Below are 21,853 nucleotides of genomic sequence, written 5' to 3' on the forward strand. Positions count from 1 at the left end.
TTTTCGGTAATGGGGAAGGTAACTGACATTATGCTTGAGGAAAATTAATGTTAATGTTGCTCTTCTGTGTTGAGAATGAACGTTACGCTTTGGCAAGCGAACAAATAGTAGAAATAGTGCCGCTTGTTAACCTCAAAACCCTTCCCCATAAACCCGATTATTTTGCAGGGGTTTTTAATTATCGCGGACAGATTGTACCTGTAATTGATTTGTGTCAATTACTGCATGGGAAACGCAGCCGTGATTATTTAAGTACGCGAATTATTCTGGTTAATTATCGCGGTGATTGTAGCTTAAAATCGCACAATTCCTATATTCTCGGTTTGATGGCAGAAAGGGTTGTAGAAACCTTACATAAATCCGATTTGGATTTAGTTGATATTAATATTCAGATAGGTACAGCGCCTTACTTGGGTAAGATGATCGTAGACGAACAAGGGATGATTCAATGCCTACGTCTTGAAGGCTTGTTATCAGATTCAGAAGAAATTCATCTTTTACCAGAAAGTTTTAACAGCGATCGCACATTGCTAAACACATGACATATTCCGCAGGCGAAGCCTTACTTAAAGAGAAAATTGGCTTAGATGCAAACTCAATCGGTGCTGGTGCGATCGCTAATGTTATTGCTCAACGCATGGCAGCTTGTAAAATTACCCATATATCTAGCTATTTGGAGTATTTACAGCAATCCCCAGCCGAATGGGAAGCACTCATTGATATTGTAATTGTCCCAGAAACTTGGTTTTTTCGCGAGCCGGAAACATTTGCTATTTTGCAGCAATATATCTCATCTCAGTGGCTACTCAAGCAACCGCAGCGAGTGTTGCGGGTGTTGAGTGTACCCTGTGCTACGGGTGAAGAACCATATTCGATTGCGATCGCATTGTTAGAAGCCGGATTGTCTGCAACAAAAATTCACATTGATGCTGTTGATATTAGTAAACAGTGTTTACTTAAGGCTCAAAGAGCAATTTACGATCGCTACTCGTTTCGTGGTAATAGTCTTGACTTTCAATGGCGCTATTTTCAGCCAACTGAGTCAGGATATCGCCTGCGAGAACAAATCAAAAGCATGGTGAATTTTATTCACGGTAATTTAGCCGATCCTAATTTTTTAATTGATCAACCGCCTTACGATATTATATTTTGCCGTAACTTATTAATTTACTTTGACCAAGCCTTTAAAGAGCAAACTCTTCGTGTTTTAGAAAGGTTAATCACCATTGATGGTTTGTTATTTGTAGCTCATGCTGAAGCCGGATTATTACTGCAAACTAAATTTAATTCCTGGCGTAAATCTTCAGTTATCACTTATCAAAAGATGAGCAAGCAGCAAAGCTTGAAAGATAAAATTTATTTGCCGATTAAAGAGAGTTTAGCAGTTGCTCCGCAAAACAAAATAATTGTCAACGACTTGCAGACAAACTTGTTAGAAACCGCTCAAGCAGCAGCCGATCGAGGATGCTTGGATGAAGCAGTCAAATTATGTCGAAAATACCTCAATGAGAATCAAATGAGTGTTGAGGCTTATGTTCTCATGGGTGAGGTACAGCAAGCGATGGGAAATAACGAGCAAGCTGTACAGTATTTTCATAAAGCGATTTACTTACAACCGACTCACAAAGAAGCATTAACACATCTCGCATTACTTAAAGAACATCAAGGAGATGTTGCTAGTGCTAATCTCCTTTGGCAAAGAATTCAAAGGTTAGATCAGAAGGAAGCCTAAGAATTAGAAGAGACTAGTATTTTTTAGCCAGATTCCCTTGTTTATCGTTATCGAAAAAAAACTAGCGATCGCTTTTACAGTGCAAAATTAGAATTTTAATAATAATTATTATTATATATTTAAACTACTTAATAAAATTTCAAATTTCTTAATTATAAAAACTGTGAATTTCATTGATTTTTTGGGAATTGTATAAACTGAGGACTTTTTAGTTTTATTTATTAGCCAACAAAAATATATCTCAGATTCAAAAAATCGGCTTTTATATTTTTGAATTTTTAATTAAAATCAGGACGCCAATTCTACCCAACAATCCATACAGAATCGGAAACATATTATATGCAACAAGGCATAAAAATCAATCAGTTTGTCATCGGCGGATGTACAATCATTGTTGCCTTAACAGGCGTTACGAGCATTTTAGCTAATGCCACAAATAAATCATTGATAGAATCTAATAAATGGTTAAGCCATACTTATGCTGTCAAGACAGAACTCAAAGAAATATCGAAAATTTTAATTGATGCTGAAACGGGACAACGAGGATTTATTATCACTAATAAGCCTCAATATCTAGAGCCTTACAATCAAGCTAAAAGCGTTATCAAAGATAATTTTATCGGATTAAAAAACAAATTATCTAACAATCCAGAACAAGTAAAAAAGCTGATCAAAATTGAAGAATTATCTCGCCAAAAAATGGCAGAGTTAGAAGAAACAATTCAACTCAGAAATTCTGGTAAAGAAAAAGAAGTTTTAGCTCTAATAAATTCCGATGAAGGCAAAACTATCATGGATGATATTAGGGTGCAAATGGATGAAATGCTCCTCATCGAAGACCAAACTTTAGAAGAAAGGCAAAAGCAAGCTAATCAAATTCAAATGTTTGCTGGCTTTGTGAGTTGGGGAAATTTCTTATGTATTTTCATCGTCACCTTGGCTGTAGCATTAGCAATTATTCTTATTCCTAGTCGGGCTTTAGCTCGTTCTTTACAAACAGCATTTAATTTAGCAGAAAAAGTGTCTGCTGGTGATTTGACTAGTCATGTAGAAGTTACTTCTAACGATGAAATTGGCAAATTAATGGCTACGCTAAAAAGTATGACTCAGAAATTGAGCAGTCTGATTCGTCAGGTGCAAAGTTCGGGGATTCAAGTAACTACTTCAGCAACACAAATAGCCGCTTCTGGTAAACAATTGGAAGCTACTTTAGCGGAACAAGTAGCCTCAACAAATCAGGTAACAGCTACAGCCAAAGAAATTGCTGCGACTTCCAGAGAACTGGTAAATACGATGGAACAAGTAGCAACAATGTCACAAATCACCACCCAAGCTGCCAGCGTTAGTCAAAAAGACTTGGTAAAGATGGAAGGTAGTATGCAGCAGCTAGTAATAGCTACTAATAGTATTGCTGCTAGATTGGGCGTAATTAGCGAAAAAGCGAATAATATCAATAATATCGTCCTGACGATTACCAAAGTAGCCGACCAAACTAATCTTCTATCGCTGAATGCAGCCATCGAAGCGGAAAAAGCAGGGGAATATGGCTTGGGATTTGCGGTAGTAGCGAGAGAAATCCGTAGACTCGCAGATCAAACAGCGATCGCATCTTTAGATATTGAACAGATGGTGAAGCAAATGCAATCTTCAGTATCTACAGGAGTGATGGAAATGGACAAATTTGCGGCGGAAGTCGGACGCAGTATGGCAGATGTTGGTAATATCAGCACGCAAATTGGGCAGATTATTACAAAAGTACAAGATTTGAACCCCCACTTTGAATTGGTAAATAAGGGAATGGAAACTCAATCGGTGGGTGCGCAACAGATTAGCGATGCGATGGTACAACTTAGCAGTACTTCTTTACAAACTGCAGATTCCTTAAGGGAAATCAATAATGCGATCGCCCAACTCAATCAAGTTTCTCAGGGTATGCGGCAAGAAATTTCGCGTTTTAAAGTCAAAACTGATGATTTTTCTGCTGTTAGCCAATATTTAAACCCAATAGATATGCCAGCCTAATGAATAGTGTTAATTTATCATCAAATCTAGAGCGCTGCTGGGATATCATTGGTGTTACAGGCGATCGCTCCTGTTCACAGCTTCCTACCTATGCTCATTGTCGTAATTGTCCAGTTTACTCCGCTGCTGGACGCCAGTTGCTAGAACGTCCCACTCTGGAAAACTATCGCCATGAATGGACGCAATTATTAGCAGAATTAAGAAGTGTAGAAAATTCTCCCAATTCGTCTGCTTTGTTGGCTAGTGAAACGCTCAAAGTAGTGATTTTTCGTTTACAACGGGAATGGTTGGCACTTCCAGCCCAAATCTTCAAAGAAATCGCTTCACCCAGCCAAATTCACACCATACCCCATCGCGGCAACCAAACTCTCCGGGGATTGATCAATATCCGTGGCGAGATGTTACTGTGCGTGACGTTGAATCATTTATTGCATATTGAGGCTGTTAATACCACCATGCAAACCGTCAGCGCAATAGCACATTCACGCATGGTAGTGGTAGAAAAACCAGGTAATACTTGGGTATTTGCTGTTGATGAACTCTATGGTATACATCGCTTGCATCGACAAGAATTGCGAGATGCGCCGAGAAATCAAACTCAAGCTTACGCTCAAGGAATTTTCTCTTGGCACGGTGGTACTGTCACCTACTTAGATGATGAATTATTATTCACCAGCTTGGCGAGGAAGGTGCAGTAAGTTAATGGTCAATAGTCAATGGTCAATAGTCAATAGTCAATAGTCAAAGGTTAAAAGAATGAAATTGTGCAATGTTAATTATTTTTCTACCTGAAACTTTCCAGCTAATTGATATTTTTAGTTATAAATTAATCTAGTTCATTTAATACCAAGTTTTAATCAAAGGTAGTATCTGTCATTGCGACCGGAACGCAGTGAAGAGAAGCAATCTCATTAATCTCAAGGTACTACAACAGACTGCAATTTAGGATTAGCATTAATTTCTTCTATTTCTTCTCTCTGTGTCTTTGGCATCTTCTCTGCGATACGCTACGCTAAGGCGGTTACATTTAAATAAATTTGAATTTAATCGTCAGTAATTTATACGTCAAAATAAGAGTGAAAAATATTTTTAACCGCAGAGGCGCAGAGAACGCAGAGAGTCAAGATTTTTTTATTCACCTGGAAAGGGATAATTTTTAGTCTTTTAAATGTGGAAAATTTAAATGTTAGAAGGATCGGATATTAGCCAGCTTTCTTTGCTGGATTTATTTAATATGGAAGTCAAAACTCAGGTTGTACTGCTCAATAACAATCTGTTGGCTTTAGAGAAAAACTTTAATTCTCAACCAGAACTCGCAGCTTTGATGCGTTCTGCTCACTGTATTAAAGGCGCAGCCAGAATTGTACACATAGATCCCGCAGTTACTCTCTCCCATGTGATGGAAGACTGCTTTGCTGCAGCGCAAGCAGGAAAAGTGACGTTAACTGCTGATGCGATTGATGTATTGCTAAAAGGAGTAGATATGCTCCTGTATTTGGCGGAAACTGCTGTAGCTAACCCTAATTTGCAGTTAGTGGAAGATGTTAGTCTTCAATCTTTAGTGACAGCGATCACAAATATTTCTGTCACAGCTACAGCCGTAAATCTCAATGAAACAACGCCAATTGTAGAAGGACAGCCAAAAATCAACCTAGCGCCAGAAATTGCCCCAGTTTATGTCCCTAAATCTCCAGAGGAGCCAAATATTACTCTTAACCGAGGAGTAAGAGTGAATGCAGATAATCTCAATCGCTTGATGGGTTTAGCAGGGGAGTCGATAGTGGCGACTAAGTGGTTAGAACCATTTGCCAACTCTTTACTCAAAGCTACAGCTACTCAACTAGAATTGTCGAGTCTGCTGGAACAGTTACAAGAATTACTGCGCAATTACTCGTTGGATCGGCAAATCAAAGAAAATCTGCTCGCTGTACATCAAAAAGCTAGTGAATGTAAAAAGATAATTAGCGATCGCCAAAACGAAATAGAATTATTTTCTCAGCGTTCTAGTAATCTCGCCCAGCGTCTCTATCAGGAAGTCATTGCTACGCGGATGTGTTCGTTTGCTGAGGGTGGACAAGGATTTCCGCGTATGGTACGCGATTTATCCCGGCAGTTAGGCAAGCAAGTCCAGTTAGAAATTACGGGTAAGTATACACTAGTAGACCGGGACATTCTCGAACGCTTAGAGGCTCCTCTGACGCAGATTCTCCGCAATGCTGTAGATCATGGGATTGAATCACCCCAAGAACGTTTAAAGCTGGGTAAGCCAGAATTCGGAAGCATTCGCATAGAAGTTGTCCATCGCGCCGGTATGTTATTTATTACCGTTGCTGATGATGGTAGAGGCATAGATCCAGAGTTTTTACGCCAAGAAATCGTCAAAAAGCAACTAACAAATGCAGAAATGGCAACTCAGTTAAGCGAAACTGAGCTAATGGAATTTCTGTTTTTACCAGGATTTTCTACAACGCAGATTGTCACAGAAATTTCTGGACGAGGTGTGGGATTAGATATTGCTTACAGCACTGTGCGAGAAGTTGGCGGGACATTGCGCGCTGTCTCCAAACCAAGCAAAGGCATGACATTTTACTTGCAGTTACCCCTGACTTTATCTGTCGTGCGGACTTTGGTAGTAGAAATTGCTGGCGAACCTTACGCTTTTGGGTTAACAAGAATTGAACAGGTGTTGATGTTATCTCGTGGAGAAATTGCTACATCCGAAAATCGCCCGTTTTTTCTGATGAATAATCAAGTTGTGGAATTGATTTCTGCTAGGCAAGTTTTAGAATTACCGTCACCTGTAGTCAATCCAGACATTTTACCAGTGATTGCGATCAGCGATCGCCTAAATCATTATGGATTAGTTGTCGATAGATTTATTGGCGAATATAGTTTAGTAGTTCGACCTTTAGATCCCCGCCTGGGCAAAGTTCCCAACATTAGCGCCGCCGCTATGATGGATGATGGTTCGCCAGTGTTAATTATTGATGTCGAAGATTTAGTGCGTTCCATTGCTAAAGTCTTTTCTAGCGGACAAGCTAGCCAAGTCAATCAGTCTAGCCGTCAAGTTATTAGCAAAACCTTCAAGCGAGTATTAGTTGTAGATGATTCCATTACCGTCCGGGAAATGGAACGCAAACTCCTAGAAAATAATGGTTACAAAGTTGAAGTTGCAGTCAATGGTATGGATGGCTGGAACGCAGTCCGCAGTGGCGATTACGATTTAGTGATTACAGATATTGATATGCCGCGGATGAATGGTTTTGAACTCACCAAGGAAATCAAAACCCATACCCAATTAAAACAAATACCTGTAATTATCGTTTCTTACAAAGATAGAGAAGAAGACAGAATGCAAGGCTTAGAAGTTGGTGCAGACTATTATTTAACTAAAAGTAGTTTTCATGATGACACACTAGTAAAAGCAGTAATTGACCTGATTGGAGAAAGCTAATTGTGAGAATTGCCATCGTTAACGATATGCTCATGGCAGTAGAAGTATTGCGGCGAATTCTCAGCAAAATACCAGAGTACGATTTAGCATGGGTTGCTTACGATGGTTTGGAAGCTGTGCAGAAATGTGCAGTCGATACCCCCGATTTAATTTTGATGGATGTACTGATGCCGACGATGGATGGTGTAGAAGCCACGCGCTGCATCATGAATCAATCACCTTGTGCAATTTTGCTAGTTACAGCTAGCGTCAATCGCTATGCAGCTAAGGTGTTTGAAGCAATGGGCTATGGTGCTTTAGATGCCATCAATACGCCGACTGAGGGTAGTGCAGGGTTACTGAAGAAAATTGCTGCGATCGCTAGTTTAATTGGTAAGTCTTCCCGGCAGAAATTAGTCTCAGGAATAGCGCCAAAATCCCAGTTTTGGCAGAAACCATTACCGCCAATCATTGCCATTGGTGCTTCCACTGGGGGGCCCCAAGCTTTAGTGAAGATTCTCAGCCAATTTCCCCAAAATTTCCCCGCAGCGGTGATTGTGGTGCAACATTTGGATGCTGAGTTTGCACCTGGATTTGCTAGTTGGTTGAACGAGCAAATTCCCATGTCTGTGCAAATTGCGATCGCAGGTTCTACACCACAGCCAGGAAAGATTCTCATGGCTGGTACTAATCGTCATTTAATTATGCGTTCCGATCTCAGCTTGGATTATGATGCTGAACCTGCGGAAAGCTTCTACCATCCTTCAGTTGATGTCTTGTTTCGCAGTTTAGCCAATCATTGGCCGGAAACAGGAATTGGGGTGTTACTTACAGGTATGGGGCGAGATGGTGCCCAAGGTTTAAAACTCATGCGCGAAGCAGGTTGGCAAACTATTGTCCAAGATAGCAAAACTTGCGTTGTTTATGGGATGCCTAAAGCTGCAGTAGAATTGAATGCAGCCGTGCAGATTTTACCTGTAGAAGCGATCGCTTCAGCTTGTACCAAGTTCTTACTTATCTAACTATTAAATATTCTTTTTAACGCAAGTAAATTCACTCATTAAGTTTCTTTAAGTGCGGCAAACACTGATTTTTATTTGCCAAAAAATCGATTTTTTAAATCTTCCACGTTTTGATAATGCGGAAACTAATGAAGTTTTTTTGGTGAAACCAAGCTATTATTAATCGTAGTTATCAGACAAATTTATTATTTAGACCGGAAATTTATTACTTTTTAAATAACCCCAAAAGACTGGTATGTTATTACCTACCTTTAGTATGCAAGTATCCGTGCCCAATGGGATATCTGAGTTTGAGTTGAAAACAAATTTAGTCAAAGTTCTGCTGATTGATGACCAAATAATTATTGGTGAAGCCATCCATCGCCTTCTCGCTAACGAAGCAGATATATCTGTTTACTATATCGATGACTCTACCCAAGCTATGCAAAATGCGATCGCCATTGAACCAACGGTGATTCTCTTGGATATGGTGATGCCAGATATGGATGGATTAATGTTGCTACGTTGGCTGCGTTCTCATCCAGCAACTCGTGACATTCCTATCATTATGCTCTCCAGTAAAGAAGAACCTAGACTCAAAGCAGAAGCCTTTGCTGCAGGTGCCAATGACTATTTAATTAAGTTACCTGATGCTGTTGAGTTAATTGCCAGAATCAGGTATCATTCTCGTGCTTACAACAACCTCAAAGCATTAATTACAGCCACCGCCACGGCACAATTACAAGCCCGTCAATTAGAGAAAACTGTAAAAGAGTTGCAAACTACCCAAGTGCAATTAATTCAAACAGAAAAAATGTCCGGTTTGGGGAAAATGGTTGCAGGTTTGGCACATGAAATCAATAATCCCATTAATTTTATTCATGGTAATTTCACCCATCTCCATAGTCATATTCAATGTTTATTAGATGTGATGGAATGTTACCAACAAGAAAATCCTGAATTATTTAATCTTGTTCAAGAGAAAATTGGCGATATCAATCTGGAATTTGTTATCGAAGATTTACCAAAAATCCTTTCATCAATGCAGCTTGGTACCGAACGAATTCGCGAAATTGTTCTTTCCATGCGCAACTTTTCCCGCCTCGATCAAGCTGAAAAAAAAGCTGTGAATATTCATGAAGGACTTGAAAGTACGTTATTACTTTTAAATCATCGCCTGAAGCAAGAAATTCAAATTATTAAAGAATATGGCAATTTACCCTTAGTTGAATGTTATCCAGCACAACTTAACCAGGTATTTATGAATATTCTGAGTAATGCTATTGATGCCTTATTAGATAAGCCAGAAAGCCAAATACAGAAGCAAATTATAATTAAAACTGAAGTAACGGAGAAACAAACAATCCAAGTTTATATCATAGATAACGGTGGTGGAATTCCAGCAGAAATAGAAAACAAAATATTCGATCCCTTTTTTACAACTAAACCAGTTAACCAAGGAACCGGGCTAGGATTAGCAATTAGCTATCAAATTATCGAAAGACATAAAGGTACTATTCATGGCCATTCTCAACCTGGTATAGGAACAGAATTTGTCATTGAAATTCCCATAGCCCTAGCATAGTAAATAAACACCCGCTTGCTTCAATTCATGGTGCAATCTCATGAGGCGATGCTGACCTTAATTCAGATAGAAACAAGCGAGTGCTATCTATTGATAATAGTCATATCTCTCAATCATCATCTCAGCCAAAATCAGGCAAATTTACATTATCCATCAAGCTTGCCCTGAGCCAAAGGCTGTGAATTAATGAAAGCAAAGAGAGTGGCTACTTTGTGAGCCAGAAAAATACCAATAACAGTCCACAAGCAAACTACCAGTTTTCTCTCCTAAATTGCGATCGCGGGCGAAGATGCCGCATTTGTAATTCATCAAATATGGTAGAGTTGCCAGAATCAGGGAGCCAGGACTCAATTGTGAATTATGAATTATGAAGTAGCAATTAGGAAATTTAATCTTCAGCTTCACAATTCATAAATTATCGGTCTAGGAATTAGATGCCAAAATTGTACGAATTGGGTTGAGATTTTGTCACTAATTCATCTTGTGAGCAGAAGGATATCGAAATAAACTATCAGCTATCAGCAGTCAAGTATACAGTTAAAAGCTGACAGCTGAATGCTGATAGCTATTTACGCCATTTGATTTTCAATCGCCCACCGCGCTAGTTCAGTGCGGTTATGGAGATTGGTTTTGCCCAACATATTGGACACATGGCTTTCAACGGTACGCTGACTAACATTTAATTCTTCAGCAATTTCGCGGTTAGCTAAACCCCTAGCCACAAACTGTACTACTTTCAGTTCGGTGGGAGTTAGCTGCACATCGAAGGGAACCTGGATACGGGAACCATTTTCCCCTCCTTTTGCTTGGTGTTCTTTCCAACGGATAGTTTGCTTCAGAGAAGATTCTACTTGCGCTACGAGTTCTTCTGGTTCAAAGGGCTTGACCATATAAACGTCAGCACCTTTATTGAGACCTTTCACTCGGTCTGCGCTTTGTCCCTTAGCTGAAAGGAATAGAACGGGAATCCAGCTAGTACGTTCATTTTGCCGGACTTGTTCTACAAAAGTGTATCCGTCCATTTCCGGCATCATCACGTCGCAGATAATCATATCTGGAACATCATGCTCTAAAATTTCTAGAGCTTCTCTTCCGTTTTCGGCGGTGATGACTTCATATCCCCGGAATTCCAAGTAATCCTTCACCAGCAAGATGAGGTTAGGGTCATCATCAATCAGTAGAAGTCGTTTGTGATCTTTCATGCTGGGCTCTTTCATAGCAGTGGCACTTGTCGCGCTTCGGTCCATCAAGGTCTTGTATATTTATCCTCTATGGTGGATTATTTGAGATGTTGTCTTTCCCACTTAACTTGCCTAGTACTTGTCGGAAGTTTTACCAGTGAAAACCACTGTTTAGGAAACTACTAACTTATAGGCGATAGTCCAGTAAGGATACGTAGAGCAGTAGTAATTATAATGCGTTATTATATATCGCTTTGAAAGTGGCGGGTGAAAAAATGCTGATTAAATAATAATCCTTCCGATTCACAAGATCAGTATTGGCTGAAGATGACCCTAGCTCAAAACCAACCACCGCTTCAGAGCGCTTACTACTTAATTACGAAATCCTTCGGATGTTAAGCCTTGCTCAGATATTCACAAGCAACCAGAGAAGTTTCTGGCAAAGGATGGGTTAAAAATGCATATTCTTCCACCACCATTATGCCTATCAAGTGTTTGGGCGATCCGCTCAATCGCTTCTAGGGTTGCTTGACGATACCAGACATCATCCGGGTAAACCACCATTATCGGTCTAGAACCAGAAACCCGCAAGCTATTGACTTGAGTTTTCAAGGTAAAGGTACAAGTGGGATTACTGTTTAGCGACTGATAGCGCTTGGGCTTGGGCAATCGCTTTTTTAAGTATTCCCCGGATTCCAGACTAGCTTGTTTTGAGCAGCAGTGGCTAACTGTCTGTTCAGGACAAAGGGAAATATGTCTTTGAATCTTTGCAAGTCCTACAGTTTCTACACAATTACGCCAAGCTTTATTGTCTAGAAATTGAGTGGTTTTGGAGATTTTATGGCTGCACTGGATCACTGTATTGTCACTCATCGAGCGGCTCCCTGATTACAGTTCTATAACAATTTCCTAGCTTTGCAAATAAATTTGTGGATATAAAAATATTCGTAACTTAAGAAACAGAACCTGAAGTTTTACAATAAATAAGTATTTATACTTAAGTATATGTTTGAAGAGTATCGATAAGTGGGTATGGGGCATTGGGCATTGGGCATTGGATAATTTGTCATTTAGTCATTTGTCATTTTGTCATTTATCATTTGTCATTTGTGATGGAGCATAGAGATTTGTTATTTACTCTTGCTCCCTTGTTCTCCTTGTCCTCCTGCCCCCTGCCCCCCTGCCCCCTGCTCCCTGCCCCATACCCTCTGCCCCTAGTTCGGAAACCCGTACACAAAAAAATGTTGCCATTGTACGCTGGTCTTCGGTAAATTAGCACTCAGGAGTTGAGAGTGCTAACTCTGGAGAAATTAATATGGCAGCAATATCTTTAAGCGTTTCTACAGTTAAACCATTAGGCGATCGCGTTTTCGTGAAAGTGAGCGCCTCCGAAGAAAAGACCGCAGGTGGTCTATATTTGCCCGATACCGCTAAGGAAAAGCCCCAAGTAGGTGAAGTAGTCGCCTTAGGCCCTGGCAAGCGCAATGATGACGGTTCTCGTCAAGAACTCGAAATCAAAGTCGGTGACAAAGTTCTCTACTCTAAGTATGCTGGCACTGATGTCAAGCTAGGCACTGAAGAGTACGTCCTGCTTTCTGAAAAAGATATTTTAGCAGTTGTGAGCTAATTAGGTCTTGCAGGCTGTGGCATGGCGATCGTGCCCAATGTCCAGCAATCTATTACCAAAATTTACAGACAAACTTGATTTACTTGATTTACTCCCTCAATTAGACACCTATGGCAAAGCGCATTATCTACAACGAAAACGCCCGTCGCGCCCTTGAGCGAGGCATGGACATTCTAGCAGAAGCTGTGGCAGTTACCCTTGGCCCTAAAGGTCGTAACGTCGTGCTAGAGAAGAAATTTGGCGCACCCCAAATCGTCAACGATGGTGTCACCATTGCCAAAGAAATTGAATTAGAAGACCATATTGAAAATACTGGCGTATCTTTAATTCGCCAAGCTGCTTCTAAGACTAACGACGCTGCAGGTGATGGTACCACCACAGCTACCGTTTTAGCCCACGCGATCGTTAAAGAAGGCTTACGCAACGTTGCTGCTGGCGCAAATGCTATTTTGTTGAAGCGCGGTATTGACAAAGCTACTAACTTCTTAGTAGACAAAATTGCCGAACACGCTCGTCCTGTAGAAGATTCCAAAGCTATTGCTCAAGTAGGTTCAATCTCTGCTGGTAACGACGAAGAAGTCGGTCAGATGATTGCCCAAGCAATGGATAAGGTAGGTAAGGAAGGCGTAATTTCCCTAGAAGAAGGGAAATCTATGACCACCGAATTGGAAATCACCGAAGGGATGCGCTTTGACAAAGGCTATATCTCTCCTTACTTTGCTACCGATGCAGAACGGATGGAAGCTGTCTTCGATGAGCCTTTCCTCCTGTTAACCGATAAGAAAATCGCATTGGTACAAGACCTCGTACCCGTACTTGAGCAAGTAGCGCGTGCTGGTCGTCCTTTAGTAATTATTGCTGAAGATATTGAAAAAGAAGCTTTAGCAACTTTGGTAGTTAACCGCCTGCGTGGTGTACTCAACGTTGCTGCTGTTAAAGCTCCTGGATTTGGCGATCGCCGCAAAGCTATGCTGGAAGATATCGCTATCCTCACCGGCGGTCAACTGATCACCGAAGATGCTGGTTTGAAATTGGATAACACCAAGCTAGATAGCTTAGGTAAAGCTCGCCGCATTACCATTACCAAAGACAACACCACAATTGTTGCTGAAGGTAACGAAGCTGCTGTTAAGGCTCGGATTGACCAAATCCGCCGTCAAATTGAAGAAACTGAATCTTCCTACGACAAAGAAAAGCTGCAAGAACGCCTAGCTAAGTTGGCTGGTGGTGTCGCAGTTGTTAAAGTCGGTGCAGCAACCGAAACCGAAATGAAGGATAAGAAGCTGCGCTTAGAAGACGCTATCAACGCTACCAAAGCTGCTGTAGAAGAAGGTATCGTTCCCGGTGGTGGTACAACCCTAGCTCACTTGACTCCTCAATTGGAAGAATGGGCTAACAGCAACCTCTCCGGTGAAGAATTAACCGGTGCGTTGATTGTTGCTCGTGCTTTACCTGCACCTCTGAAGAGAATTGCTGAAAACGCAGGTCAAAACGGCGCTGTAATTGCTGAACGTGTGAAAGAAAAAGACTTCAACGTCGGCTACAACGCTGCTACCAACGAATTCGTTGACTTGTTTGATGCTGGTATCGTTGACCCTGCTAAGGTAACTCGTTCTGCACTGCAAAACGCAGCTTCCATCGCTGGTATGGTGTTGACAACCGAATGCATCGTAGTTGATAAGCCAGAACCTAAAGACGCTGCACCTGCTGGTGGCGGCGGTATGGGTGGCGGCGACTTCGATTACTAATATTTTCTAGCCCCCTATTTGTCAAAACAGCTGCTTCCCTTGCGGAGGCGGCTGTTTTTTTGTGTTATCAAATCGCAGAATTATATTGACATATTCCCCAGCCTAAAGGCGTGGGGATTCTGGTTTCAAACAACAGTTGCAGGCATAGCCCGTCTTACACTATCTCGCCCGACAGACAATGCCCTGCCTGTTTCCACAATTCTATCAAAAAGCCGTCCTTTAAGCGGCGCACTGAGAGCTACACCCGAAGTGGACGGGGCTGTAGACCCAGGTTTTTGGTAAATAAATTAATATCGTGTAACACCCAAATAACTTGAGTTACGACAACGCTTGTAAATATTTAGCCGAACAGTACCCAGGAGATTTTGTCCGTTGGTTACTGGGAGTAGACGCGCCACAAATTGAAATCTTAAAAACTGAACTGACACTAGAACCAATTCGTGCAGATTCTGTGACATTTTTGCAAGCAGCTAACAAAATTTTACATATTGAATTTCAAACATTAACGATATCCGATCCGCCACTGAACTTCCGAATGCTTGATTATTCCGTGAGGTTGAAGCGTCAATATCGATGTCCTGTAACCCAAGTAATCATCTTTTTACAGGAAACTACTAACGAAATAGCTTTCACTGAAGAATACCGAGATGACACAACAATTCATCAATATCGAGTAGTTCGTCTATGGGAGCAAGATTCAGCAGCATTTTTGGCAAATCCTGCACTGTTACCTCTAGCAACATTAACCAGAACTGAATCGCCTCAAGGATTGCTAGCACAAGTTGCCGAACGAGTCGCTACAATTTCTAATAGAGAGCAGCGACAAAATATAGCTGGTTGTATAGAGATTTTGGCAGGTTTGCGGTTTGAAAAAGATTTGATTCGCCAATTATTGCGGGAGGATATTATGAAAGAATCTGTAATTTATCAAGATATTTTGCAACAAGGTAAAAAACAAGGTGAAGAAAGTTTGATTCTACGCCAACTTAATAGGCGTTTTGGTGAAATAGGTACGTCACTAATTGAACGTATTCGGGGATTATCTATTGAAAAGCTAGAAGAATTGGGGGAAGCGTTGTTTGATTTTTCTGCAATTACTGATTTAGAGACTTGGTTAGAACAGTAGAATTAGGTACTGTCAACAAAAAGGATGTAACCGAATCGTAAGTGTAGGATATTAATGTTGGGGTTTGTTTTGCTCCACCCAACCTATGAGGAATTGCGATTCTACTAAAAAATTGGTGTGATTCTAATCACTATGTTCTTCTACAGATTTTTTCTTTGAGGGAGCAATCGTCTCAGACATTGCTCTAAGAATACTAGCAAAACGCTCGTAATCTAAGTAAGTCACTATACGTTCGCTTTCTAATACTTCTTGTAATGAATCCCAATCATCTACTAGAGAGCCTACTACTGCTTCGGGAGAAGAATCAAAATAACTCCACTCATCACTTGTAATGAGCCAGTAAAAATCGGTTTCAACATCTACAAATTCAATTTTGTCATCCTTTATTCGTTGAAATAAAAGCTCGAATATTTGCTTAATTTCATCTAGAGTAATACGAATTGTCATGGATTTATTCCTTAATGTTGTAACAAATACATTGATTTTTTGAAGTTCTCATGTGTGTTTATCAATTAATTGTTAATTTGTGAATTTACAGCCTGATTTTCCAGCAACAGCAAAGACCTTAGATAGTTGGCATGGCAAACTTAATTTAGTCTACGCCGATCGCAAAAATGCCACCCAGCTAATTTACAACCACCAGCAAGCACCGCTAAAGGTACAGCGTCCGTTTTATCCAGAAGGGGAAAAAGTCTGTCATAGCGTCATTTTACATACGGCTGGGGGAGTTGTGGGAGGCGATCGCCTTTCTCTCAATTTCCACCTCCAACCCCACGCCCAAGCATTAATCACTACAGCCGCCGCGAGTAAAATCTACCGCAGTAATGGACAGCAAGCTAGACAAACTATCGATATCAAAGTCGATGCTGGCGCTTGTTTAGAGTGGTTACCCCAAGAAACAATTTTGTTTAACAGTGCGATTTATCGGCAACATTTACGGGTAGAATTAGCAACCGAAGCCAGTTGGCTAGGCTGGGAAATTACGCGATTAGGGCGCAGTGCTAGAGGAGAGAAATTCTTGCAAGGAGAATGGCGATCGCATACCGAAATTTGGCAGCAAGGTGTACCCTTGTGGATCGATCGGCAATATTTACCTGGTAGCGAGGAAGTTTTTCACAGTCCCCACGGCTTGGCTGGACAACCAATTGTCGGTAGTCTAGTCTGGGTGGGTAATCCAGTTGACTCAGAAATAGTGGCAAAAGCCCGTAATTTATGGGATGGTGCAGGAGAGGTGGGGGTGTCGCGACTACAACATGGACTTTTATGTAGATATCGCGGTGCTTCGTCATCTGAGGTGCGAAACTGGTTTACGTCTGTTTGGCAGATGCTACGGGTTAATTTTTTGAGTCGTGGTAGCTGTGTACCTAGAGTTTGGCAGGTTTGATTAAACCGCAGAGGCGCAGAGAACACAGAGGAGGGAGAAATGCAACTTACGCCGCAGGAAAAAGATAAGTTGTTAATTTTTACTGCTGCTTTAGTGGCAGAGAGACGTAAGAATAGAGGTTTGAAATTAAATTATCCTGAAGCAGTTGCTTATATTTCTGCTGCAATTTTAGAAGGTGCAAGAGATGGGCAAACTGTGGTGGAATTAATGAGTTATGGCACTACTTTGTTAACGCGAGATGATGTGATGTCAGGTGTGCCGGAAATGGTGCATGAAGTCCAGGTAGAAGCAACTTTTCCTGATGGGACAAAGTTGGTGACTGTGCATAATCCGATTCGTTAATTTGCAAAGGAGTAAGGTATGATTCCTGGGGAAATTATTACAGCAGATGGAGAAATTGAATTAAATGCTGGGCGTGAAACTATTAAATTAATAGTAGGAAATACAGGCGATCGCCCCATACAAGTTGGTTCCCATTTTCACTTTTTTGAAGTTAACTCAGCCTTAAATTTTGATAGAGAACAAGCGCGAGGAATGCGTCTGGATATTCCCGCAGGTACAGCAGTTCGTTTTGAACCAGGGGATGAAAAGGAAATTACTCTTGTACCGCTGGTTGGTATGCGTCAGGTTTATGGATTTAATGGCAGAGTTAATGGAGGACTTTAAAGGAAGAGGTTTTTAACGCAGAGGGGCGCAAAGGGAAACGCAAAGGTACGCGGAGTTAGAGAGTTAGAGTTTGTTAGCGACACGTTTGATGCCGTCTTTGAGGTGGAGAACGTTAAAGTTGAGAATGAGACCGAGTTTGCAATTAGTGAGTTTGAGATAAGTTAAAAGTTGTACGGAGTGGATTGGGTGAATAGATGCTACTGATTTAATTTCAATAATTACTTTATTTTCTACTATTAAATCTAATCGATATACACAATCTAATTGCACTCTTTCATATTCCAGTGGTACGGGAACTTGTTTACCAACATTAAATCCTCTCTTCTTTAATTCGTAATGCAAACACTCCTCATAAGCTGACTCCAACAACCCCGGCCCCAATGCTGTATGCACTCGCATCCCACAACCAATTATCGCCCCACTCAAATCATTCTCATCCATACTCCGCGTACCTTTGCGCTTACCTTCGCGCTACTTTGCGTTTAAACTCAATTCTACTCTCACTTACCAGGAATGTAATATGCCTTACAATATGTCTCGCCACGCCTACGCAGAAACCTATGGCCCCACAGTAGGCGATCGCGTCCGACTTGCGGATACAGAATTATTTATTGAAGTAGAACAAGATTTCACTACCTACGGCGATGAAGTGAAATTTGGCGGCGGTAAAGTCATCCGCGATGGGATGGGACAATCCCCCATTTCTAACGCCGATGGTGCTGTAGATTTAGTGATTACAAATGCTTTAATTCTTGATTGGTGGGGCGTAGTTAAAGCCGATATTGGCATTAAAGACGGGAAGATATTTAAAATTGGTAAAGCGGGAAATCCTTATATTCAAAATAATGTCGATATTATTATTGGCCCTGGAACTGAAGCCTTAGCTGGGGAAGGGATGATTCTCACGGCTGGCGGTATCGATAGCCATATTCATTTTATTTGTCCACAGCAAATAGAAGTTGCGATCGCCTCCGGAATTACCACGATGATTGGCGGTGGTACAGGCCCCGCTACAGGGACAAACGCCACCACCTGCACCCCAGGCCCTTGGAATATGTACCGGATGTTGCAAGCTGCTGATGCGTTTCCCGTGAATTTGGGATTTTTAGGGAAAGGTAACGCCAGTCAACCCCAAGGACTTGTGGAACAAGTACAAGCCGGTGCAATGGGGTTAAAGCTGCATGAAGACTGGGGAACCACACCCGCAACCATTGACACTTGCCTCAGCGTCGCCGATGAGTATGATGTACAAGTGGCAATTCACACCGACACCCTCAACGAAGCCGGATTTGTTGAAGATACCATCGCCGCTTTCAAAAATCGTGCTATCCACACCTACCACACCGAAGGCGCAGGTGGCGGACACGCACCAGATATTATCAAAGTTTGTGGCGAGGTGAATGTTCTCCCATCTTCCACCAACCCCACACGCCCTTACACCCTCAACACCTTAGACGAACACCTGGATATGTTGATGGTATGTCATCATCTCGATCCTGCGATCGCGGAAGATGTCGCTTTTGCTGAATCCCGCATTCGTCGGGAAACCATCGCCGCCGAAGATATTTTGCACGATTTAGGCGCGTTTAGCATGATTTCTTCCGACTCCCAAGCGATGGGGCGTGTAGGCGAAGTAATAATTCGCACCTGGCAGACATCTCATAAAATGAAGGTGCAACGGGGAATCCTTAACCCGCAAGGAGATGAGCAACGGGCAGATAATTTTCGAGCGAAAAGATATGTTGCCAAGTACACCATTAACCCAGCAATTACCCACGGAATAGCCCAGTATGTCGGGTCAGTGGAAGAGGGTAAACTTGCAGATTTGTGTTTGTGGCGACCGGCATTTTTTGGGGTGAAGCCAGAGATAGTCATTAAAGGCGGAATGATTGCATGGTCGCAAATGGGCGACGCTAACGCCAGCATTCCCACACCGCAACCAGTACACATGCGACCGATGTTTGGTAGTTTTGCTGGGGCGCGTCACGCCACATCATTAACTTTTGTTTCCCAAGCGGCGTTAGAAAGGGAGATTCCCAGCCAGTTAGGTTTAAAAAAATCAGCCGTAGCAGTTTCCGGGACACGCCAAATAACTAAGCGAGATTTGAAGCTAAATGATGCGCTACCTCATATTAAAGTAGATCCCGAAACCTATGAAGTTAGGGCTGATGGCGAATTGTTGATTTGTGAACCTGCGACAGTTTTACCAATGGCGCAAAGATACTTTTTGTTTTAATCCATGACCGAGCAATCTACCGATTACGATAGTCCTTGGAAAGAAATCATAGAGTTATATTTTCCCCGGTTTCTGGAATTCTTTTTTACCCTAGCTTACGACGCGATCGACTGGACGCGACCCTATGAATTTCTGGACACAGAACTGCAACAGCTAGAACCTGATGCGGAAATTGGGCGGCGTTTCGTTGATAAAGTCGCCAAAGTTTGGTTACTTGATGGAGAAGAAGCTTGGGTATTAGTTCACGTAGAAGTCCAAGGACAATATGACAGCCAATTTGCTGAACGGATGTACACCTACAATTACCGCTTGTTTGACCGCCATAAACAGCGAGTCATCAGCTTGGCGGTATTAGCCGATGAACAAGCAAATTGGCGACCCTGCAGCTACAGCTATGAACTGGCGGGATGTCGTGTCAGCTTAGAGTTTCCCGTCGCGAAGTTATTGGACTATGAACAAGCTTGGGAAACCCTAGAGCAAACCACCAATCCCTTTGGGATAATAGTGATGGCACATCTCAAAACCAAAGCGACGCAACGAAACCCAGAAAGTCGGCTACAGTGGAAACTAAGCCTAGTTAGACGACTTTTTGAAAAGGGATACAGCCGGGGAGATATTCAAGAAATCTTCCGGTTTATCGACTGGGTGATGGTTTTACCAAAAGAATTGACAAGTAGTTTCAAAACTGAAGTGAGAAATTACGAGGAGACAAATAGAATGCGGTACGTAACGAGTATTGAAAGGTTAGCAAAAGAAGAAGGGATTATTGAGACTGCTAGAGAAAGCGTGATTGAAGTTCTAGAAACTCGCTTTGGAGAAGTGCCAAGTGTTATTGTGGAAGCTATCAATGGGATAGAAGAACCATCGGTATTAAAGACACTTCATAAAAGAGCGATCGCAATTCCTTCGACATTTGAATTTCAGCAACTCTTAGATAATCTTACTACTGGAGAATGAGCGATCGCCTATTTTGTGCTGAGAGAGCGATCGCTTTTCTTGAGAGCGTCAGCATTAGCACTTTTTAAAAGCTAAAATCAAAGTGCAGCATTCCATGTTCAATTTATGATGACTCCGAAATTGATGATTGAACCTTCATATTGGTTGGGAACAGGAATCAAACTAGAAAAAGTTAATAATCTTAATTTTTTTAAGTTTACCGATGAACTGCAAGCACGTTCAGATGAACTATTAGAACGGAGCAAATCTGGATTAATCACAGTAGAAGAAAAAGCGGAATTAGATGGTATATCTGATTTAGCGCAGATTTTTACCTACGCTAATTCTGTTTTAGCTGCTGAATCAAAATGGTTCCCCAATCCATCCGAGAAATCATCGCTGACAGAGCAAAATACCTCTGCGAATATTGCCACTCCCCAGAATTTGTAAATACTGACCGCTTCACTGTCGATCATCTCATTCCACAGTCTTTAGGTGGCTCAGATGAACTGGAAAATCTAGCTTTATGTTGCCGTCGTTGCAATGAACGTCGCTATAATTTTACATCAGGAATTGACCCGCAAACTCAAAAGGAAATACCTCTATTTAATCCTCGTACACAACAGTGGTCAGAACATTTTATCTGGTCTGTAAATGGAACAAACATCGTAGGAATAACCCCAACAGGTAGAGCTACCTGTAATCGACTTGATATGAACGATCAACGTCATAGTAACGGGTTCATTCAAAAATCTCGTCGGCTTTGGGTGCAAGTAGGTTGGCATCCTCCTCGGGAAGATCCACGCCAAGAAAGTGGTAATTAATTTAAGCTTAAACAAGCGATCGCCTGTTTTGTGATGAGAGTGCGATGTCTTCTCTTCGAGACGCTGCGCGAACGACAAGCCGCTTTGCGTCTACGCAATTCCTTTCACAGCCGAATTTCAGCAACTCTTAGATAATCTCACTGCTGGAGAATGAGCGATCGCCTGTTTTGTGCTGAGAATGCGATGTCTTCTCTTCGAGACGCTGCGCGAACGACAAGCCGCTTTGCGTCTACGCAATTCCTTCCACATCAGAATTTCAGCAACTATTAGATAATCTGCCTTCTGGAGAATGAGCGATCGCCTGTTTTGTGATCAGAGAGTGACCGCCCAATTTATTCTGAACAAAATATAT

At 41.6% G+C, this 21,853-nt stretch carries 22 protein-coding genes; 17 read left to right on the plus strand and 5 right to left on the minus strand.

Annotation, left to right across the window (positions count from 1 at the left end; genetic code table 11):
* The first annotated feature begins 47 nt into the window (after window positions 1-47).
* From H6G08_RS14550 to H6G08_RS14580, 7 genes are all read left to right on the plus strand, one after another.
* Window positions 48-542 carry a chemotaxis protein CheW gene (locus H6G08_RS14550; protein ID WP_190543647.1) on the plus strand — a complete coding sequence of 165 codons (495 nt, stop codon included), beginning with the start codon at window positions 48-50 and terminating at the stop codon, window positions 540-542.
* Entirely contained in the window at window positions 539-1,732 is a 1,194-nt protein-coding gene (locus H6G08_RS14555) for a CheR family methyltransferase (RefSeq protein ID WP_190543651.1), read from the plus strand. The genes H6G08_RS14550 and H6G08_RS14555 overlap by 4 nt, the downstream gene beginning before the upstream one ends.
* A gap of 339 nt (window positions 1,733-2,071) precedes the next feature.
* Window positions 2,072-3,754 (plus strand): methyl-accepting chemotaxis protein, encoded by a 1,683-nt coding sequence (locus tag H6G08_RS14560; protein WP_190543654.1) that lies wholly within the window; start codon window positions 2,072-2,074, stop codon window positions 3,752-3,754.
* Complete coding sequence (locus H6G08_RS14565; protein ID WP_190543657.1) at window positions 3,754-4,452, plus strand: chemotaxis protein CheW; 699 nt, start codon at window positions 3,754-3,756, stop codon at window positions 4,450-4,452. The genes H6G08_RS14560 and H6G08_RS14565 overlap by 1 nt, the downstream gene beginning before the upstream one ends.
* A 485-nt stretch (window positions 4,453-4,937) precedes the next feature.
* Window positions 4,938-7,208 carry a hybrid sensor histidine kinase/response regulator gene (locus H6G08_RS14570; RefSeq protein ID WP_190543660.1) on the plus strand — a complete coding sequence of 757 codons (2,271 nt, stop codon included), beginning with the start codon at window positions 4,938-4,940 and terminating at the stop codon, window positions 7,206-7,208.
* Between the two features lie 2 nt (window positions 7,209-7,210).
* Entirely contained in the window at window positions 7,211-8,209 is a 999-nt protein-coding gene (locus tag H6G08_RS14575; RefSeq protein ID WP_190543663.1) for a chemotaxis response regulator protein-glutamate methylesterase, read from the plus strand.
* A 235-nt stretch (window positions 8,210-8,444) separates the two neighbouring features.
* The gene (locus tag H6G08_RS14580; protein ID WP_190543666.1) at window positions 8,445-9,773 is read left to right on the plus strand and encodes a sensor histidine kinase; all 1,329 of its coding nucleotides are present in this window, start codon (window positions 8,445-8,447) and stop codon (window positions 9,771-9,773) included.
* A 569-nt stretch (window positions 9,774-10,342) separates the two neighbouring features.
* On the opposite strand, the gene H6G08_RS14585 is transcribed toward H6G08_RS14580, so the two are convergent.
* Window positions 10,343-11,020 (minus strand): response regulator transcription factor, encoded by a 678-nt coding sequence (locus tag H6G08_RS14585; protein ID WP_010997804.1) that lies wholly within the window; start codon window positions 11,018-11,020, stop codon window positions 10,343-10,345.
* 348 nt (window positions 11,021-11,368) lie between these two features.
* Window positions 11,369-11,827 carry a ferredoxin gene (locus H6G08_RS14590; protein ID WP_242046159.1) on the minus strand — a complete coding sequence of 153 codons (459 nt, stop codon included), beginning with the start codon at window positions 11,825-11,827 and terminating at the stop codon, window positions 11,369-11,371.
* Window positions 11,828-12,269: 442 nt separating this feature from the next.
* Between H6G08_RS14590 and groES the strand changes: the two genes are divergently transcribed.
* From groES to H6G08_RS14605, 3 genes are all read left to right on the plus strand, one after another.
* Window positions 12,270-12,581: a co-chaperone GroES gene (groES, locus tag H6G08_RS14595; RefSeq protein ID WP_096644939.1), complete on the plus strand. Its 312-nt coding sequence runs from the start codon at window positions 12,270-12,272 to the stop codon at window positions 12,579-12,581.
* A gap of 110 nt (window positions 12,582-12,691) precedes the next feature.
* Window positions 12,692-14,329 (plus strand): chaperonin GroEL, encoded by a 1,638-nt coding sequence (gene groL / locus H6G08_RS14600; protein WP_190543667.1) that lies wholly within the window; start codon window positions 12,692-12,694, stop codon window positions 14,327-14,329.
* A gap of 313 nt (window positions 14,330-14,642) precedes the next feature.
* Complete coding sequence (locus H6G08_RS14605) at window positions 14,643-15,455, plus strand: DUF4351 domain-containing protein (RefSeq protein WP_190543670.1); 813 nt, start codon at window positions 14,643-14,645, stop codon at window positions 15,453-15,455.
* Between the two features lie 123 nt (window positions 15,456-15,578).
* Here H6G08_RS14605 and H6G08_RS14610 read toward each other — a convergent pair whose 3' ends face one another.
* On the minus strand, window positions 15,579-15,902 hold the full coding sequence (locus H6G08_RS14610; protein ID WP_190543674.1) for a hypothetical protein: 324 nt from the start codon (window positions 15,900-15,902) through the stop codon (window positions 15,579-15,581).
* A 79-nt stretch (window positions 15,903-15,981) separates the two neighbouring features.
* Between H6G08_RS14610 and H6G08_RS14615 the strand changes: the two genes are divergently transcribed.
* Genes H6G08_RS14615 through H6G08_RS14625 form a run of 3 tightly spaced genes read left to right on the plus strand, consistent with a single transcriptional unit; the run spans window position 15,982 to window position 17,505 of the window.
* Complete coding sequence (locus H6G08_RS14615) at window positions 15,982-16,839, plus strand: urease accessory protein UreD (RefSeq protein WP_190543677.1); 858 nt, start codon at window positions 15,982-15,984, stop codon at window positions 16,837-16,839.
* 39 nt (window positions 16,840-16,878) lie between these two features.
* On the plus strand, window positions 16,879-17,181 hold the full coding sequence (ureA, locus tag H6G08_RS14620; protein ID WP_190543679.1) for an urease subunit gamma: 303 nt from the start codon (window positions 16,879-16,881) through the stop codon (window positions 17,179-17,181).
* Between the two features lie 18 nt (window positions 17,182-17,199).
* A complete protein-coding gene (locus H6G08_RS14625) occupies window positions 17,200-17,505 on the plus strand; it encodes an urease subunit beta (protein ID WP_190543682.1) in 306 nt (101 codons plus the stop codon).
* Between the two features lie 63 nt (window positions 17,506-17,568).
* Here the strand turns inward: H6G08_RS14625 and H6G08_RS14630 are convergent, their stop codons facing one another.
* A complete protein-coding gene (locus tag H6G08_RS14630) occupies window positions 17,569-17,946 on the minus strand; it encodes a GxxExxY protein (RefSeq protein WP_190543685.1) in 378 nt (125 codons plus the stop codon).
* Window positions 17,947-18,025: 79 nt separating this feature from the next.
* On the opposite strand from H6G08_RS14630, the gene ureC reads away from it, so the two are divergent.
* From ureC to H6G08_RS14650, 4 genes are all read left to right on the plus strand, one after another.
* A complete protein-coding gene (ureC, locus tag H6G08_RS14635) occupies window positions 18,026-19,741 on the plus strand; it encodes an urease subunit alpha (protein WP_190543687.1) in 1,716 nt (571 codons plus the stop codon).
* Between the two features lie 3 nt (window positions 19,742-19,744).
* Window positions 19,745-20,698, plus strand: coding sequence for an RpnC/YadD family protein (locus H6G08_RS14640; RefSeq protein WP_190543690.1), 954 nt, complete (start codon window positions 19,745-19,747; stop codon window positions 20,696-20,698).
* A gap of 105 nt (window positions 20,699-20,803) precedes the next feature.
* A complete protein-coding gene (locus H6G08_RS14645; protein WP_313941855.1) occupies window positions 20,804-21,127 on the plus strand; it encodes a hypothetical protein in 324 nt (107 codons plus the stop codon).
* On the plus strand, window positions 21,046-21,501 hold the full coding sequence (locus tag H6G08_RS14650; RefSeq protein ID WP_190543693.1) for an HNH endonuclease: 456 nt from the start codon (window positions 21,046-21,048) through the stop codon (window positions 21,499-21,501). Before H6G08_RS14645 ends, H6G08_RS14650 begins: the two co-directional genes overlap by 82 nt.
* A 117-nt stretch (window positions 21,502-21,618) precedes the next feature.
* On the opposite strand, the gene H6G08_RS38185 is transcribed toward H6G08_RS14650, so the two are convergent.
* Window positions 21,619-21,750 (minus strand): hypothetical protein, encoded by a 132-nt coding sequence (locus tag H6G08_RS38185; protein WP_277877830.1) that lies wholly within the window; start codon window positions 21,748-21,750, stop codon window positions 21,619-21,621.
* Between the last annotated feature and the right edge of the window lie 103 nt (window positions 21,751-21,853).

This window comes from Calothrix anomala FACHB-343 (assembly GCF_014696435.1).
Lineage (GTDB): Bacteria > Cyanobacteriota > Cyanobacteriia > Cyanobacteriales > Nostocaceae > Aulosira > Aulosira anomala_A.

Bases quoted from the DNA above. Each gene is read 5' to 3' on its own strand.
- ureA (WP_190543679.1), top strand. From the start codon at position 16,879: ATGCAACTTACGCCGCAGGAAAAAGATAAGTTGTTAATTTTTACTGCT.
- H6G08_RS14650 (WP_190543693.1), top strand. From the start codon at position 21,046: ATGGTTCCCCAATCCATCCGAGAAATCATCGCTGACAGAGCAAAATAC.
- H6G08_RS14550 (WP_190543647.1), top strand. From the start codon at position 48: ATGTTAATGTTGCTCTTCTGTGTTGAGAATGAACGTTACGCTTTGGCA.
- H6G08_RS14590 (WP_242046159.1), bottom strand. From the start codon at position 11,827: ATGAGTGACAATACAGTGATCCAGTGCAGCCATAAAATCTCCAAAACC.
- H6G08_RS14565 (WP_190543657.1), top strand. From the start codon at position 3,754: ATGAATAGTGTTAATTTATCATCAAATCTAGAGCGCTGCTGGGATATC.
- H6G08_RS14610 (WP_190543674.1), bottom strand. From the start codon at position 15,902: ATGACAATTCGTATTACTCTAGATGAAATTAAGCAAATATTCGAGCTT.
- H6G08_RS14570 (WP_190543660.1), top strand. From the start codon at position 4,938: ATGTTAGAAGGATCGGATATTAGCCAGCTTTCTTTGCTGGATTTATTT.
- H6G08_RS14625 (WP_190543682.1), top strand. From the start codon at position 17,200: ATGATTCCTGGGGAAATTATTACAGCAGATGGAGAAATTGAATTAAAT.
- H6G08_RS14645 (WP_313941855.1), top strand. From the start codon at position 20,804: ATGATGACTCCGAAATTGATGATTGAACCTTCATATTGGTTGGGAACA.
- groL (WP_190543667.1), top strand. From the start codon at position 12,692: ATGGCAAAGCGCATTATCTACAACGAAAACGCCCGTCGCGCCCTTGAG.
- H6G08_RS14580 (WP_190543666.1), top strand. From the start codon at position 8,445: ATGTTATTACCTACCTTTAGTATGCAAGTATCCGTGCCCAATGGGATA.
- H6G08_RS14560 (WP_190543654.1), top strand. From the start codon at position 2,072: ATGCAACAAGGCATAAAAATCAATCAGTTTGTCATCGGCGGATGTACA.
- H6G08_RS38185 (WP_277877830.1), bottom strand. From the start codon at position 21,750: ATGTGGAAGGAATTGCGTAGACGCAAAGCGGCTTGTCGTTCGCGCAGC.
- groES (WP_096644939.1), top strand. From the start codon at position 12,270: ATGGCAGCAATATCTTTAAGCGTTTCTACAGTTAAACCATTAGGCGAT.
- H6G08_RS14585 (WP_010997804.1), bottom strand. From the start codon at position 11,020: ATGGACCGAAGCGCGACAAGTGCCACTGCTATGAAAGAGCCCAGCATG.
- H6G08_RS14555 (WP_190543651.1), top strand. From the start codon at position 539: ATGACATATTCCGCAGGCGAAGCCTTACTTAAAGAGAAAATTGGCTTA.
- H6G08_RS14640 (WP_190543690.1), top strand. From the start codon at position 19,745: ATGACCGAGCAATCTACCGATTACGATAGTCCTTGGAAAGAAATCATA.
- H6G08_RS14630 (WP_190543685.1), bottom strand. From the start codon at position 17,946: ATGGATGAGAATGATTTGAGTGGGGCGATAATTGGTTGTGGGATGCGA.
- ureC (WP_190543687.1), top strand. From the start codon at position 18,026: ATGCCTTACAATATGTCTCGCCACGCCTACGCAGAAACCTATGGCCCC.